Origin of the sequence: uncultured Roseibium sp. (genome assembly GCF_947494555.1) — a bacterium.
In the GTDB taxonomy this organism is placed as follows: Bacteria; Pseudomonadota; Alphaproteobacteria; order Rhizobiales; family Stappiaceae; genus Roseibium.
Map to the genome: position 1 here is coordinate 190196 of NZ_CANLVF010000003.1, position 14833 is coordinate 205028.

Genomic DNA, 14833 nt, shown 5'->3' on the forward strand with positions numbered 1-14833 from the left:
TTTCCCTGTTTTTTCGGAACTTTATAGTTTATTTCTTCGTAAATTTTCTTTCCATGGTGAAAAGCACAATGCTGAACGCAATCGACCGAAGAATTCTCCGCGCGCTCCAGGAAGACGGCAGGATCACGAACACGGATCTTGCCGAGAAAGTCAGTCTCTCGCCGACAGCAACCGCCGAACGCATGAAACGCCTGATCAGGGATGGCTACATTGAGGGCTTTTCCGCGACACTTGATCCGAAGAAAGTCGAACGCGGCCTTCTGGTCTTCGTGGAAATACGTCTGGAGAGAACGTCGCCGGAAATTTTTGACGCCTTCAAACGCGCCGTGGAACGCTCCGCCGATATTCTCGAATGCCACATGGTCGCCGGGGGATTCGATTATCTTATGAAAAGCCGTGTCCGGGACATGGAATCCTACAGGTCCTTCCTGTCTGATGTGGTCCTGACCCTTCCCGGGGTGCGCGAAACGCATACTTATGCAGTCATGGAAGAGATCAAGGACACGCACGTTCTGCCGGTCTAATGCATGCACCTTACGGCGAACAGAAGTTGCCTTGTGCGAGTTTCATTCACAAAGCCTTGTCTTGACCGTGTCATGCCCGGTACGCGAGGGAACGACCATCAAGTTATTCGCCGAAATCAGGGGACTTAGATGAACCGACTGCTCACCGCCGTTTTCGCTGTGTTCACAACGCTTTTGATACCTATCGATGCGAGCGCCCAGTCGCAGGCATGGGAGGACGTCCTCGGCGACGCGAAGGGGCAGACGGTCTACTTTCACGCCTGGGGCGGTGAGCCGCGCATCAACGCCTATATTCAATGGGCGGCCCGTGAGGTCGAGCGCGCTTACGGTGTTCGGGTTGTCCATGTCAAAATCAGCGATACGGCAAATGTGGTCTCGCAGGTTCTGGCGGAAAAGTCGGTCGGCAAGGAAACGGGCGGCGCTGTCGATCTCATCTGGATCAATGGCGAAAACTTCGCATCGATGAAGGAAAACGGTCTTCTGGCCTCCGCCGGATGGGCCGAAACGCTTCCGAATTGGGCGTATGTTGATATCGAAAACAAACCGACCGTGAAAATTGATTTCACCGTGCCGACGGATGGGCAGGAAAGTCCCTGGGGCATGGCGAAGCTGGTCTTCATGTTCGACAGCACACGGATCAGCGAACCTCCGTCCACTCTTGCAGGACTTCTTGATTACGCCAAACGCAATCCTGGCCGGTTTTCCTATCCCCAGCCCCCCAACTTCTTCGGCACGACCTTCCTGAAACAGGTGCTCGCAGACACCGTTGCAAACAAAGATGTTCTGTCTCGACCAGTGGACGAAGCAACGTTCGATGAAACGGTAGCGCCCCTGTTCGCCTTTCTGGACGACCTGCACCCGAACCTCTGGCGGCAGGGTCAGGCCTTTCCGAAAAACGCTGCAGACATGCGCCAGCTGCTGGCTGACAGCGAGCTTGATATTGCCTTTTCCTTCAATCCCGGCGATGCGTCCGGCGCGATCGCAAATGGCGAACTTCCCGAAACGGTACGCACGTTCGTTTTCGATGGAGGCACAATCGGCAACACCCACTTTGTCGCCATTCCGTTCAACAGTTCCAGTCAGGCAGGTGCGAAGGTCTATGCGAACTTCCTGTTGAGCCCGATGGCGCAGACGCGCAAACAGGAGCCTGAAATCTGGGGAGACCCGACCGTGCTGAACGTTGCCGCACTACCGGCGAACGAAAAAGCGCTGTTCGACGCGATGGATCTTGGTCCTGCAACACTGTCACCTGAGGACCTTGGCCCGGTTCTTCCCGAGCCGCACCCGAGTTGGGTCAGCGCACTCGAAGAAGCCTGGATCGCGCGCTACGGTGCAGGAAGCGAGTGAGTTCTCTTGCCGCAATCGACCGGCAGACCCGATATTCCCACCGTCCTTATCGTGACGTTGCTCACCGGACCGGTTCTCGCCGGTCTGATGGGCACGATCCTGCCTGCTTTCGGATACCTGCCGGTCCTCGGATATCACTCCATCTCACCTGAACCACTTGTGGCACTGCTTCGCACGCCCGGGTTAATGGCTTCCGTTGCGTTGAGCTTCGGCACCGGCCTGATTGCCTCGATCCTGTCCCTGGCAATTGTGCTGATTTTCACTGCGGGCTGGTCCGGCACACGAACCTTCGAGCGTCTGACCCGCTTTCTGTCTCCACTCCTGTCCGTGCCTCACGCTGCCGCCGCAATCGGGCTCGCTTTCCTGATTGCGCCATCCGGATTTCTGGTTCGTCTGGTGTCGCCCTGGGCAACCGGCTTCGAACGTCCGCCCGACGTCCTCATTCTGAATGATCCTATGGGGATCACGATGACGCTGGGTCTTGTTGCAAAGGAAGTCCCGTTCCTGTTTCTCATGACGCTTGCGGCCCTCAACAGGCCGCACATCAGGGACTACTACAAAGCCGGTGCCAGTCTCGGCTATGGACGGATGAGCACGTTCTTCAAACTGGTTCTGCCTCAGGTCTATCCGCTTATCCGGCTGCCAATGCTCGCTGTCATTGCCTACGCGACGTCGGTTGTTGACGTTGCACAAATTCTCGGTCCAACCACCCCTGCTCCGCTTGCGCCACGGCTTGTTGCCTGGATGAACGATCCGGACCTGACCAAGCGCCTCATGGCGTCCGCAGGCGCTTTGCTGCAGCTCCTGGTCAGTGCGCTCGCTCTCCTGGTCTATCTTGTTCTGGAGCGCCTTGTTTCCGCATGGCAGGCTGCCCGGTTCGCAAGCGGACATCGCAGGCGCAGGGACGGCTTCGCGCGTCTCGCCGGGCTTTTGCCCATGGTCCTGATCGTGGCGCTGATGACGGCATCCATTGGCCTACTCGGGATCTGGACCGTTGCAAAGTCATGGTGGTTTCCGGCGGCGCTACCGCAACGCTGGAGTTTCGAGCGGATGCTGGATGCGTTTGGCGTGGGGGGCCACGCACTCTTTGCCACCCTGGCAATTGCGGTGCTCGCCGCGGGGATCGCGACAGCCCTCACCCTTTGGCTGCTGGAAGCGAGAAGCTATCGAAAGCTGTCAGCCCGCAGCCGGGTCAACACGATTGTCTTTTTGCCGCTGCTCATGCCACAGATCAGCTTCCTGTTCGGTCTTCAAATGCTGTTTCTGCTCGGCGGGCTAAGCGGGACCTTTGAAGCTGTACTGCTTGCACACCTGATTTTCGTCTTTCCCTATGCCTATCTCGCTTTAAGCGATCCCTGGCACCGGCTGGATCCGCGCTACGCCAAGGCCGCCGCATCAGTCGGTGCATCGCGAATGCGTATTTTCTGGCAGATCCAGCTTCCCTTGCTGCTGCGCCCGGTCCTTGTCACATTCGCCGTCGCGGCTGCTGTGTCCGTCGGCCAATATCTGCCAACGCTGATGATCGGGGCCGGCCGGATCGTTACCGTCACGACCGAAAGCGTCGCCCTGGCGAGCGGCGGCAATCGTCAGGTCGCCGCGCTCTATGCCCTGCTGCAACTGGTCATACCGCTTGCAGGGTTTATCCTGGCGGCGCTTGTACCTTCGCTTGCGTTCCGCAATCGTGCCGCCATGCGGCTGGAAAGGTAAGATCGAATGTCGGCAACACCTGCGCATGCCGGTCTGGTTCTGGAAGGCGTCAGCGTCCGACTTGATGGAGCGCCGCTGTTCAAGATCGATTGCCACATCCCCCCGGGCCAGATCCTCACGATCATGGGGGAGAGCGGCAGCGGAAAGTCCAGCCTGCTCGACTTCGTTGCAGGTTTTCTGAGGCCAGTATTCGAGGCGACGGGCAGAGTTATTTTGAATGGCGAGGACCTGACGCATGTTCCGGCCCCGGAACGCCATATCGGCCTTATGTTTCAATCGCCGCTGCTGTTTCCGCACATGTCCGTTCTCCAGAACCTGCTGTTTGCGATTCCACCTGCCATTAAAAGCCGATCAGAGCGCCGCCAGCTGGCCCTTCAGGCCCTCGATGATGTCGGTCTTGCCGGTTTCAGCGACCGCGACCCGGCCACTCTCTCCGGCGGGCAACAGACACGCGTTGCACTTATGCGAACCTTGCTGGCCGAGCCGAAGGCGCTGTTGCTGGACGAGCCGTTTTCAAGCCTTGATCAAAACAGGCGCGCCGACGTGCGCGACCTGGTGTTCCGCCTTGCCAGAAAAAACCATCTGCCGGTCCTGCTGGTCACACACGACGCGGAAGACGGCGCGGCCGCCAGCGGAATGACCCACTATCTCAACAAAGAGCAAGGCGGCGGCTGCTCAACCTTCAAGCAGCCACGCGTCGTTTCCGGGGACCAGTGAAGTTTTATTCCGCCTGGTCGGCCGACTTTGCCTGCAATAGCGAATAGTTGTCGATGCCGATCCGCTCGATGAGATCAAGCTGGGTTTCCAAATAGTCGATGTGGCTTTCCTCGTCGCTGAGCAGCTTTTCAAAGAGCTCCATGGACACATAGTCGCCTAGGTCGCGGCAGATTTCGCGCGCCTCGTGATAAAGCGCACGGGCGACATACTCGGCAGCCAGATCGCCTTCGAGGCATTCCTTCACATTCTGCCCGATCCGCAGCGGATCCAGGGTCTGAAGGTTGGGCAGGCCTTCCAGAAAAATGATCCGGTCCATGAGATCCTGGGCATGCTGACGCTCTTCGTCCGCTTCCTCCAGTTCCTTGTCGGCGAGTTTGCCGAAACCCCAATCGGCGAGCAGGCGCGCATGGACCCAATACTGATTGACTGCCGTCAATTCGTGCCGGAGAGCCTTGTTCAGATAATCTATGACTTGTGCTTCACCCTTCATAAGACCCTCTCCAGTCTACCGGTTCGCAGCTCGCTTGAGCGGTACGGCTTCCGGTTCGGTTTCTCTCGTCTCTTCAGACGCCTTTTCGTGAATGATGTCAATAACGGACGGAAAGCAACCGCCGCACCGTGGTCGGCACCCCAGATGTCGAAAAACGGCTCCAGGTGTCGGCACCTTACCATTGGGATCGGCGCGCATCTCCTTTGCAGCTTCGCGCAGCTGCTTTTCAGAAAGAACGTTACAGGAGCATACGATCATCTTAGGGTTCGCGCAGTGTCCGATTTCCGGACATATTGGCATTTAGGGTTTTATGCGCAATAACGAAACTCAACTGAAAGAGTCAACTTTTTCCGACTCCCCTGTAAAGGTACAAGGACACCCGATGAGCGGACAGGACACCCCCGCTACCCGCCCGACACTTGTGTTGACTGGCGCGAGCCGCGGCATAGGACACGCCACGGTCAAGCGGTTCTCTGCCGAAGGCTGGCGCGTGATCACCTGTTCACGGCAGGCGTTTTCCGACAAGTGCCCTTGGCCGATGGGACCGGAGGATCATATTCAGGTCGACCTCTCCGACCCGGAAAACCTTGGATACGCGGTCCAGGAAATCCGCAAGCGGCTGGAAGCAAACGGTTCCAAGTTGCAGGCCCTCGTCAACAACGCCGGGATCAGTCCGAAAGGCGCTGACGGTGAACGGCTCAATTCGCTCAATACCGCGATGCATGAATGGCGGACCGTCTTTCAGGTCAATTTCTTTGCACCGATCCTGCTTGGGCGCGGATTGTTCGATGAGCTTAAAGCGGCGACGGGATCGGTTGTGAACGTCACCTCGATCGCAGGCATGCGGGTCCATCCCTTTGCGGGCACCGCCTACGCGACTTCAAAGGCAGCGCTTGCGTCGCTTACTCGTGAAATGGCCGCGGATTTCGGGCCGCACGGCATTCGTGTAAATGCCATTGCGCCCGGCGAGATAGACACGTCCATTCTCTCGCCCGGGACCGAAAAGATGATTGGTGACATACCTTTGCGCCGCCTGGGGCTGCCGGAAGAAGTCGCCGATACGATCTTTTATCTGTGCTCCGATAGAAGTTCCTATGTGACCGGCTCGGAAATTCACATCAATGGTGGCCAACATGTGTGAACTCGTCAAATGTTTCGAGTGCTGAACCTCTGCTCCCGTCCAGGGAACATTTCCTACGTACTATTTGCAATGAAGTGAAATAAAGAACCCGCCGACCTTATACGATAGTTTACCCAATATTCATGGCTGCCGGAGATAGTGTTTCCAAGGGAAACGCTGTTCTGACAGCCATGCGGGGATCGTATGAAACAGATTTTGAAGTCTTTGGTCGACCTGAAATTCGGATTCAAGGTCGGCGGTGGGTTTTTGGCGGTTCTGCTGCTGACCGCAGTGGTCGGCGCCGTTGGCTTCTTCGCCATCCAGAACCTTTCCTCAAGCTTTGTCGTTGCCGATCATGCCGCGCAGGTCGCCGGTCAGGTTCAGGCAACGTCTCTCAAACGGGAAGACTATCTGAACAACCCGACGCCTGAGCTGCGTGGAGCCGTCGACCAGGAAATCGAGGCCCTGAACGCTTCTTTACAGAAGCTGGATGATGAAGTCGCCGGCAACGCGGAAGCTGAAACTCAGGTCGCCGGAGCCAAACAGGCCGTTTCGGAATTTGCGGCAACATTCGATGAGGTCGTGGCGCAAACCGAGCAGCAGGCACAGCGTCTTGCATCACTTCAGGAAAATACCGCAAATCTCGGCACACTGGCCTTCAACATCAACGATGCGGTGATCACCGAAGAAAAGCGTGTGAGCGCAGAAGCCTTCTCGGCCGACAGCCGGCTCGACGACGCATCCGCGATCCAGCGCGGCATCTTTGAACTGAAGGACAAAGTCATCCAGATCCAACTCATGTATCTGGAAGGCAGCGGCAACCTTCAAGGTGAGGCCCTGGAGAATTCAATCCACATTGCGCGTGGTATGGTCTCCTCCACCAAGCAGATGCGTTACAAGCAGATTGACGGCATGCAGCCGAAAGTCATGGCTCAGCTCGCCGGTGCGACCAAGAAGCTTCTCGGTGCGCTCGAAAACCTTACGAAAGATCTGGGTTTCTCCGAAGCCTATGAGGCTCGATTGGCGGTCGGCGAAGGTATCAAGGCGCTCGACGCACAGACGGCTGAAGTCCTGAAACAGGCTGCACCGGTCGTTGACCAGGCCAAAACGGAGTCTTTGGAAGCATCAACCCGTCTTGCGACGATCCGCACAATCTCCGACAAAGCCAAGGCCCTGAACCAGACAGCCCAAACCGCGCGGTCTGAACTGCTCTACCTTTTCGGTGCATTCGGCTCGGAAGATCAGGCATTGGTCGAAGCACAGATTGCTTCGCTTGTTGGCCTTGAGGAAGATCTGGTAAAATACGCCAAGGTCCTGCCCTCGGCAGCTGAATCGATCGAGGCGATCCCGCTTTCGATCGTCACGCTCGACAAGTCGTTCAAGGAAATGCTGACGGCAAAGGCCGAGTTGCTCGCAAAACGGCAGCAGCTCGATAGCCTGACCAGAAAGGTCAATGAAGACATTGCGGCCATTTCGAACGCACAGTCGAAGGCAGCCAACACCGCAGCCGGATCTGCTGAACTGCAGATCATCATGACGATCATGCTGGCCATTCTGGGGGGCGTCGGTCTGGCCTTCATTCTCAACATGGCGATCACCCGTCCGATCCAGACGATAACGAATGTCATGGACCGCCTTGCGAATGGCGACAACGAAGTTGAAATACCCGGCATCGAACGTGGTGATGAAATCGGCAACATGAGCCGTACGGTGCAGGTCTTCAGGGACAATGCCGTCGAACGGGCTGAGCTCCAGACGCAAAACGAACAGGAAGAAGAAGCCCGCCACGAGCGTCAGCAGCGTGTCGACGATTTGATCAACGGCTTCCGGGCAACCGCGGAAGAAGCTCTCGGATCGGTCGCGTCAACGGCGGGTAGCCTTGACAACACCGCACAGGCGCTGACCGAAATCGCTCGTGACAGTGCCGGCTATGCAACTGAAACCCAGACTTCCTCGAACGATACCACGAACAACGTCCAGACAGTGGCCAGCGCAGCCGAGGAACTTGCAGCCTCTATTGGCGAGATATCCCGCCAGGTCGCGCAGACGACCGAAATTGTCGACCGTGCAACCACCGGCACGCGCGAGACCAACGAGAAAGTCGAGGGTCTTGCGGAAGCTGCAACAAAAATCGGCGAGGTCGTGACCCTGATCCAGGCGATTGCCGAACAGACCAACCTGCTCGCCCTGAACGCCACCATCGAGGCGGCGCGTGCAGGCGAAGCCGGCAAGGGCTTTGCAGTGGTTGCTTCCGAGGTCAAGGAACTTGCGACACAGACATCGAGAGCGACCGAGGAAATCAGCTCGCAGATCACCGAGATCCAGAACGCCACCAAGGAATCCGTCGTGGCCATCGGCGAAATTGCAGAGACGATGACCGAGGTGAACAGCTACACCACCGCCATCGCATCAGCAGTTGAGCAGCAAGGTGCCGCGACAGCGGAAATCTCGCAGAACGTCCAGCGGGCCGCCGAAGGGACCGGTGCCGTCTCCTCTTCCATGACGCAGCTTTCACAGGCTGTCGATCAGACATCGTCGTCTGCAGACATGGTTCTTTCGGCATCCGGCGAATTGACGGACAAGACGGACCATTTGAAACAGGAAGTCGAGCAGTTCCTGTCGAAAGTCGCCGCGGCCTGATCTGTGTCGTTACATTGTTGAACGGGCGGAGTGCCATGCGCTCCGCCCTTTTTCGTTGTGCCGCATGAAGCGAAGATTGACCTTGCCCGCCAGGAAGACTAAGGCGTGGTCACCTAAGTGAACAAACAACGTGAGACAATCGTGGCGGACCCCAAAAGCGCCTCTTCCTTTGCCCCATACGGGAGCCCGCCGTCCCAGTCCTGGCCCGTCGTGCTGGAAACAAGGGGTTGGAAGGATTACCGCCTTCTCGACATGGGGGCCGGTGAAAAACTGGAACGCTACGGCCGTTTCACAATCGTGCGTCCCGAGCCGCAGGCCATGGGTGCCCGCAGGCTCAAGGAAACCCTATGGAACCGAGCTGATGCCGTTTTTTCCGGTGACACGGAAGAAGAGGGACCGGGGCGATGGAAATTTGCGGGCAACGTCCCGGAAATCTGGCCAATGTCCTATGGGCCGGTCAGCTACAACGGCCGCTTCATGTCGTTCCGCCACGTCGGGGTTTTTCCGGAACAGGCGGCCCATTGGGACTGGGTGAATGAAAAAGTGCGGGCCGGGCGCGAGCACTCGCCCGACAAACCGCTGAAAATCCTGAATCTCTTTGGCTATACGGGCCTTGCATCGTTGCTGCCTGCAACGGAGGGTGCCCAGGTGACTCATGTAGATGCCTCCAAGAAGGCGATCGGATATGCCCGCGAAAACCAGGCGCTTTCCGGACTGGATGACCTGCCGATCCGCTGGATATGTGAGGACGCGTCCAAATTTGTCGCCCGTGAAGTCAGGCGCGGAAACACCTATGACGGCATCATTCTCGATCCACCGAAATACGGCCGTGGTCCCAAGGGCGAAGTCTGGGACCTTTATACCAGCTTGCCAGGCATGCTTGAGGATCTGCAGCAACTGCTAGCAGAGGATTCACACTTCATGATCCTGACCGCCTACGCGATCAGATCGAGCTTCCTCTCTATCCACGAGCTCATGGCCGAAACGCTCTCCCAACAGGGTGGGCTGCTGGAGTCCGGAGAACTCGTGATCCGCGAGGAAGCTGGAAGCCGGGTTCTGTCGACTTCACTTTTTTCCAGATGGAGCAGCCGCTGACGCAGGCTCACTCCGCCGCCATCGCTGCCTGATAGTTGTCGTTGGACCAGGACGTATCGGTGTCCGGGTCTTCGCCAAGGTCTTTCGGCTTTGCTTCTGTCGAAGCCGCAGTCTTGTGCCTGCGCGCATAAACAAGTGCGAACATCGGCGGCGCGAAATAGAACGAGATCACAGTCGACAACAGCACACCACCTGCGATGGACATAGCGAAGGGAGGCCAAAAGCCACCCCCTTCCAGGATGAGGGGTAGAAAGCCTCCAAATGTCGTCAGTGTGGTCGACACGATGTGCCGGCTTGACCCCATGACAACATCGACCATGGCCGCCTGATCTCCGTTAACCGCGCCTTCGTTCTGCTGCATGCCGGTCAAGATGATGATCGCAGCGTTTATGGAGACGCCAATCGAGCCGATCACGCCGATAATCGCATTGATCCCGAACGGGTACTGGAAGACAGCCAGCGCGAAGATGCTCAATCCCGCCGAAAGAACTGCGACGACAAGTGTGACCGCCGACAAGCGGAATGAGTTGAATGTCAGCACAATCGCTGCAATCGACAACGGCACGATCAGTCCCAAGGAACCGATCAGATTTGTCAAAGTGTCGTCGCGGGCATCAGAGTCACCGCCCGTTTCGATCCGGTAGCCATCCGGCAAGGCAAATCCGGCGGCGTCCACTTCCGACTGAAGTTTCTTGAGCGCCTCTTCCGGCAGGACGCCGTATTGCACGAAGGCCTGGACAGTGTTGGTCCGCTCGCCGTTTCGGCGGTTTATCTGGCCTTCGGCAGGTTCCAAGCGAATGTCAGCAATCGCGGACAGGGGGACGCCTTCATAGCTGGCCGCGCCGGGAACACCGTTTCCAGGCAACAGGGGCAGACTTGCAATGCGAGACAAATCGCTTCGATCCGCAGCACCGACACGCACGCGCACCGGCAGCTCCTCCGTACCCTCAATCAGGCTGCCGCCAGTGGCGCCTTCAAGCGTCGCTTCCAACTGCTGAGCAACATCACCGAGCCCCAGCCCCAGAAGCCGAGCCTTGTCTTCGTTGACGGACAATTTCAGCTTCGGCGAGCCGCCATCGAGCGTCGTGCGAACGATCGTCACCTCTTCGACGCGTGCCGCAAGCTGGCGCAGCTTGTCACCTTCAACCCGAAGGACTTCCAGAGAGGGGCCGACCAGACGCAATTCGACCGGTGCATCGACAGGCGGGCCCTGGACAAGATCGCGCACCAGAATGCGCGCTTCCGGAAAGTCCGACGACAGGCTCGCCTGCAATATTGGCACAAGCCGGGCGGTTTCTTCCGCCGATGACGTTTTCACCAGGGCCTGCGCGAAGGCAGGCGCCCGGTCCCGATTGCCGACGATGTTGTAGTAAAATGCCGGTGCGCTCTTGCCGATCACCCAGGACACCTGTTCGATACCCTGCGTGTTCGCAAGAACGGTATCGATGTTCTTCGCCGTGGTTGCCGTTTGGGAAATCGCGGTTCCGTCCGCAAGCTCGACCTCGATGTGAAACTGGTTCCGGTCGACACCCGGGAAAAACTGGGCCGTGAGCGTCGGCATGCTCAGGAAGCCGATCACCGGCAGGACCAGCGCAAAGGCAACGGAGCTTGCCGGGTTGCGCATCGCCATTTTAAGCGAGAACCGGAAGGGAACGGAAACCAGTGCCGCAAGCCCGGATTTTCCCGCCTTCTTGCCCTTGGCGTTGGCCGGCAATATCCATCCCGCGATCGCAGCTGTCAGCGTGACAGCGACAACGAAGGACCACAGGAGCATGATGATCACGGCAATAGCGATGGCGCCTACGAAGTCTCCGGCGGGACCCGGCAGCAAAACCATCGGCATGAAGGAAAGCGCGGTCGTGACCGTTGAGGCGAGCAAGGGGGCGAACAGGCGACGCACGGCCTTGGCAACCGCATCGCGACGCGCCCTTCCCTGTTCAAGCGCCTGTCCGATTTCATCTGTCATGACGATGCCCGCATCGACCAGAAGGCCGAGGGCGACAATCAGGCCGGTCAGCGACATCTGGTGAAGCGGCAAGCCGATCATGCTCATCGTCGCGAACGAGGCGAGTGTGACAACAGGCAGGACCATCGCCACGATCAACGCCGACCTCAGACCCATGGTCACAAGCAACACCGCCACGACCAATCCCATCCCGATCGCGATATTCAGGCCGACATTGGAGAGACGATCTATGGTGTAAAGGCTCTGGTCGAACACCAGCTGGTGCTCGATGGAATACGGCATATCCGCTTCAAAGCCGGCAATCCGGCTGCGAACGCGTTCCATCCACGTGTCGACCTGCAGACCGTCGGCGATTTTCGCAGCCACCAGAATGGCGGTCCGTCCGGATGAAAAAGCCAGTTCTTCGGCAGGTTCTCTTTTTCCCTTCGAAACCGCAGCAACGTCTCCGACCCGCGTCACGATCCCCGTGTCGCTCACGGTGACGGGGATCTGCCGGATCCGGTCGAGTGCGGCTATTTCTCCCTCGACCTCGATCAGGAATTCACGGTCGGCGCTGCGCAGGCGCCCCGCCCGCACCTTGGCGTCCGCGGATCTGATCGCCGCCGAAACCTGTTCAACGGTCAAGGACAGCGACGTCAGCACCGCCGGATCGACCTGAACCAGTATCTCTTCTTCGACCTCCCCGAAGATTTCGACCGACTTGGTGCCGGGAACATTGCGCAACGTGTCCGATAGGGCTTCTGCATAGCGCAGAAGCACAGCGTCCGAAACGCCGTCGTGCCGCGGGACAAGCGCACTGATCGAGGCAAAGGCCCCCGCGCCTTCGGTGGAGAATTCCGGCTCAAGGACGCCTTGCGGGAACTCTCTTGTCGCATCGCCGATCTTGTCGCGGATCTCCGACCAGGCCTGTTCGATCACTTCTTCCGTCAGCGTGTCGAGAAGCTCGATCTGCACAATTGAAATGGATGAGGCAGAGGCCGACTCTATCACGTCGATCTCTTCGACTTCGCGCAGCTCTTCCTCGATCTTCTCCGTTACCAGAGCTTCGACCCGGGCCGGGTCCGCTCCCGGGTATACTGTTGTTACGGTGGCGAAGAGGTTGGTGATTGTTGGGTCTTCCTGACGGCCAATGCCGACGAGAGCCGACAAGCCGGCCGCGATGATGACAAGGATCGTGAGGGCAACAAGACGCGGCTGGCGGAAGAACACGGTTTCCATTGTCTATGCTCCTTCACCGACCGGATTGACTTTCTGGCCGACAACAACACGGTGCACGCCTTCTGCCACGATCCGCGTACCGGCCGAAATCGTACCGCGCACAAATGATCTGTCCGCATCGGAGTGGAGAACTTCCACTGCCTCGCGCCTGATTTCATATCCGCCGCTACCTGCTTCTGCGTCTGCTTCCGTTTTGACAATCGCCAGCAGCGTCCAAAGACCGCGAGGTCCTTCCTTGAGCGCAGATGTCGGTACCCAGAAGCCCTCCGTTTCGATGCGTTCCGTCAGGCCGAGTTCTGCAAGGCGCCCGAATTGCGGGGCCCCACGTGCCGTTTGCAGTTCAAACAGCGTTTCGATTGTGCGGGTGCTGGTCTGCAGATCCGGGCGAAAGCCGGAAAGACGCGCCTTGAAAAGACTGCCTGCGACACGGATCTCGTAAGCCTGCTGCCGTTTCAAACGGTCGACAACCTCGGGTGCCAGGCCAATACGAACCGTTGGCTTGGCTGTCTCCAGAAGGCGCAAGACCGGCGCGCCGGGAGAAACGGTTGCTCCTTCATCGAGCAAACGCTCGCCAACCGTTCCGGCAAACGGAGCGGTCAGGACCGACTTGTCGAGACTGATATCGATCGCCTCGACGGCGGCATCGATCTGGTCGAGCGTTGCGTCGAGACGCGTCAGCGCAAGCCTTGCCTCATCGAGAATCTGATCGCTGACATGACCGCCATCGCGCAGTTTCTGACGGCGCTCAAGCGTCAGCGCGGCCAATTCGCGATCGCTCTCCGTCGCGCGCCGGTTCGCAATCTGACGGCGCTTCTCAGCTTCAAGTGCCCGCGTGTCCAGAACGGCTATCACATCGCCCTTGCGCAATGTGTCACCTTCGTCAAAGGCGATCTGACGAAGGGTCCCGGACAATTCGAAACCCAGATCGGTGCGCCGTGCCGGCTCAATTCGTCCAACAAAGCTGCGCGTGACATCGTATCCGGCCTGATATTCAGGGGCGATGGAACGAACCTCGACAAGAGGTGCTGCGGCAACAGCCGGCTTTTCCTCCGCATGCATCTGGATCGTGGTCACCCCAATCATGACTGCGGCGGCTGCAAGCCCGACATTCAGAGAAAATGTCGTCAGACTGACCAGTCCTCGGGTCATTTTTTTCACTAACCCGCGCTTCGCCGTCCTTGTTTCAGAAGCTGCACTCTTTTCCGACATCGCCTTGCCCTCATCATCCGTTTGACGGCAACCGTTCACCAGCACAACGAACCATCAATGTGAACAGCTCTAACTATGTTACAGTTGCTAACATATGTTAGAAGAATTAACTTAGACAAGGGATTCGCTGCGAAAAAGTTCAGAAACTCCGGAAAATGGCCAGAAACAAAGTCCAAAAAAAGAGTGCCTATCACCATGGCGACCTGCGCGGGCAGCTCATATCGGCGGCAAGAAGCCTGATCGAAGAACACGGCCCGGATGGGTTTTCCATGTCGGATGCCTGCCGCCTTGCAGGTGTCAGCACCGCAGCTCCCTATCGTCATTTTGCCTCGAAACAGGACCTCCTGACGGAAGTGGCCAAGGACGGGCTGCAGCGGCTCGGCGTCGAGATGGAAGACAACGCCTCAGAGTTTACGCGCGGCACCGTGGACTCGATATCCGCGATCGGCCGGGCTTACGTGAATTTTGCGATCCGCGAACCGCACACATTTCGATTGATGTTCAGCACCCGGGCACATTCCGGGCGCATCGAAGAGCTCCGCGAGGTCGGACGCGGGTCCTATGGGGTTCTTCTGCGTGAGGTCGCGCGCTACACCGGCGAAGCGGACATTACCGAAAGCGTCATTCGCAATGCCTTTCCGCTCTGGACCCAGGTGCACGGTCTTTCGTTTCTTGCAATTGACGGAAAGCTGGATGTAACCGCGTTTCCGGTCGATATTGATGAGTCCATCCTGATCGCAACAGAGCGCCTATTGCCACCCGGCAGCCAAGCCAAGGCTTGACCCGCTCCCTCCTTGCCC

General features: G+C 58.2%; 12 protein-coding genes. 8 read left to right on the forward strand and 4 right to left on the reverse strand.

The window, feature by feature from the left end; translation table 11 throughout:
* Window positions 1–68 precede the first annotated feature (68 nt).
* From Q0915_RS15670 to Q0915_RS15685, 4 genes are all read left to right on the forward strand, one after another.
* The gene (locus Q0915_RS15670) at window positions 69–524 is read left to right on the forward strand and encodes an Lrp/AsnC ligand binding domain-containing protein (protein WP_299475266.1); all 456 of its coding nucleotides are present in this window, start codon (window positions 69–71) and stop codon (window positions 522–524) included.
* A 129-nt stretch (window positions 525–653) separates the two neighbouring features.
* Complete coding sequence (locus Q0915_RS15675) at window positions 654–1871, forward strand: ABC transporter substrate-binding protein (RefSeq protein WP_299475269.1); 1218 nt, start codon at window positions 654–656, stop codon at window positions 1869–1871.
* Window positions 1872–1877: 6 nt separating this feature from the next.
* Window positions 1878–3578 (forward strand): ABC transporter permease subunit, encoded by a 1701-nt coding sequence (locus Q0915_RS15680; RefSeq protein WP_299475272.1) that lies wholly within the window; start codon window positions 1878–1880, stop codon window positions 3576–3578.
* Between the two features lie 6 nt (window positions 3579–3584).
* Window positions 3585–4295 carry an ATP-binding cassette domain-containing protein gene (locus Q0915_RS15685; RefSeq protein ID WP_299475275.1) on the forward strand — a complete coding sequence of 237 codons (711 nt, stop codon included), beginning with the start codon at window positions 3585–3587 and terminating at the stop codon, window positions 4293–4295.
* A gap of 4 nt (window positions 4296–4299) precedes the next feature.
* Here the strand turns inward: Q0915_RS15685 and bfr are convergent, their stop codons facing one another.
* Both bfr and Q0915_RS15695 read right to left on the reverse strand, forming a co-directional pair.
* Window positions 4300–4785: a bacterioferritin gene (gene bfr, locus Q0915_RS15690; protein WP_299475278.1), complete on the reverse strand. Its 486-nt coding sequence runs from the start codon at window positions 4783–4785 to the stop codon at window positions 4300–4302.
* 15 nt (window positions 4786–4800) lie between these two features.
* A complete protein-coding gene (locus Q0915_RS15695; protein WP_366525291.1) occupies window positions 4801–5085 on the reverse strand; it encodes a (2Fe-2S)-binding protein in 285 nt (94 codons plus the stop codon).
* A gap of 82 nt (window positions 5086–5167) precedes the next feature.
* Here Q0915_RS15695 and Q0915_RS15700 point away from each other — a divergent pair, with 82 nt between their 5' ends.
* The 3 genes from Q0915_RS15700 to Q0915_RS15710 all read left to right on the forward strand — a co-directional run bounded on the left by Q0915_RS15700 (window position 5168) and on the right by Q0915_RS15710 (window position 9640).
* Window positions 5168–5926 (forward strand): SDR family oxidoreductase, encoded by a 759-nt coding sequence (locus Q0915_RS15700; RefSeq protein ID WP_299475284.1) that lies wholly within the window; start codon window positions 5168–5170, stop codon window positions 5924–5926.
* Window positions 5927–6109: 183 nt separating this feature from the next.
* Complete coding sequence (locus Q0915_RS15705; RefSeq protein WP_299475286.1) at window positions 6110–8545, forward strand: methyl-accepting chemotaxis protein; 2436 nt, start codon at window positions 6110–6112, stop codon at window positions 8543–8545.
* A gap of 141 nt (window positions 8546–8686) precedes the next feature.
* Entirely contained in the window at window positions 8687–9640 is a 954-nt protein-coding gene (locus tag Q0915_RS15710) for a class I SAM-dependent methyltransferase (protein WP_299477035.1), read from the forward strand.
* A gap of 7 nt (window positions 9641–9647) precedes the next feature.
* Here Q0915_RS15710 and Q0915_RS15715 read toward each other — a convergent pair whose 3' ends face one another.
* Both Q0915_RS15715 and Q0915_RS15720 read right to left on the reverse strand, forming a co-directional pair.
* On the reverse strand, window positions 9648–12824 hold the full coding sequence (locus Q0915_RS15715) for an efflux RND transporter permease subunit (RefSeq protein WP_299475288.1): 3177 nt from the start codon (window positions 12822–12824) through the stop codon (window positions 9648–9650).
* Window positions 12825–12827: 3 nt separating this feature from the next.
* Complete coding sequence (locus Q0915_RS15720; protein ID WP_299475290.1) at window positions 12828–13973, reverse strand: efflux RND transporter periplasmic adaptor subunit; 1146 nt, start codon at window positions 13971–13973, stop codon at window positions 12828–12830.
* A 215-nt stretch (window positions 13974–14188) separates the two neighbouring features.
* Between Q0915_RS15720 and Q0915_RS15725 the strand changes: the two genes are divergently transcribed.
* The gene (locus tag Q0915_RS15725; protein ID WP_299475292.1) at window positions 14189–14815 is read left to right on the forward strand and encodes a TetR/AcrR family transcriptional regulator; all 627 of its coding nucleotides are present in this window, start codon (window positions 14189–14191) and stop codon (window positions 14813–14815) included.
* Window positions 14816–14833: the final 18 nt, after the last annotated feature.

Coding starts and splice junctions, on each gene's coding strand:
- Q0915_RS15720 (WP_299475290.1), bottom strand. CDS start 13,973: ATGACCCGAGGACTGGTCAGTCTGACGACATTTTCTCTGAATGTCGGG.
- Q0915_RS15670 (WP_299475266.1), top strand. CDS start 69: ATGCTGAACGCAATCGACCGAAGAATTCTCCGCGCGCTCCAGGAAGAC.
- Q0915_RS15705 (WP_299475286.1), top strand. CDS start 6,110: ATGAAACAGATTTTGAAGTCTTTGGTCGACCTGAAATTCGGATTCAAG.
- Q0915_RS15675 (WP_299475269.1), top strand. CDS start 654: ATGAACCGACTGCTCACCGCCGTTTTCGCTGTGTTCACAACGCTTTTG.
- Q0915_RS15695 (WP_366525291.1), bottom strand. CDS start 5,085: ATGCCAATATGTCCGGAAATCGGACACTGCGCGAACCCTAAGATGATC.
- bfr (WP_299475278.1), bottom strand. CDS start 4,785: ATGAAGGGTGAAGCACAAGTCATAGATTATCTGAACAAGGCTCTCCGG.
- Q0915_RS15725 (WP_299475292.1), top strand. CDS start 14,189: ATGGCCAGAAACAAAGTCCAAAAAAAGAGTGCCTATCACCATGGCGAC.
- Q0915_RS15715 (WP_299475288.1), bottom strand. CDS start 12,824: ATGGAAACCGTGTTCTTCCGCCAGCCGCGTCTTGTTGCCCTCACGATC.
- Q0915_RS15700 (WP_299475284.1), top strand. CDS start 5,168: ATGAGCGGACAGGACACCCCCGCTACCCGCCCGACACTTGTGTTGACT.
- Q0915_RS15685 (WP_299475275.1), top strand. CDS start 3,585: ATGTCGGCAACACCTGCGCATGCCGGTCTGGTTCTGGAAGGCGTCAGC.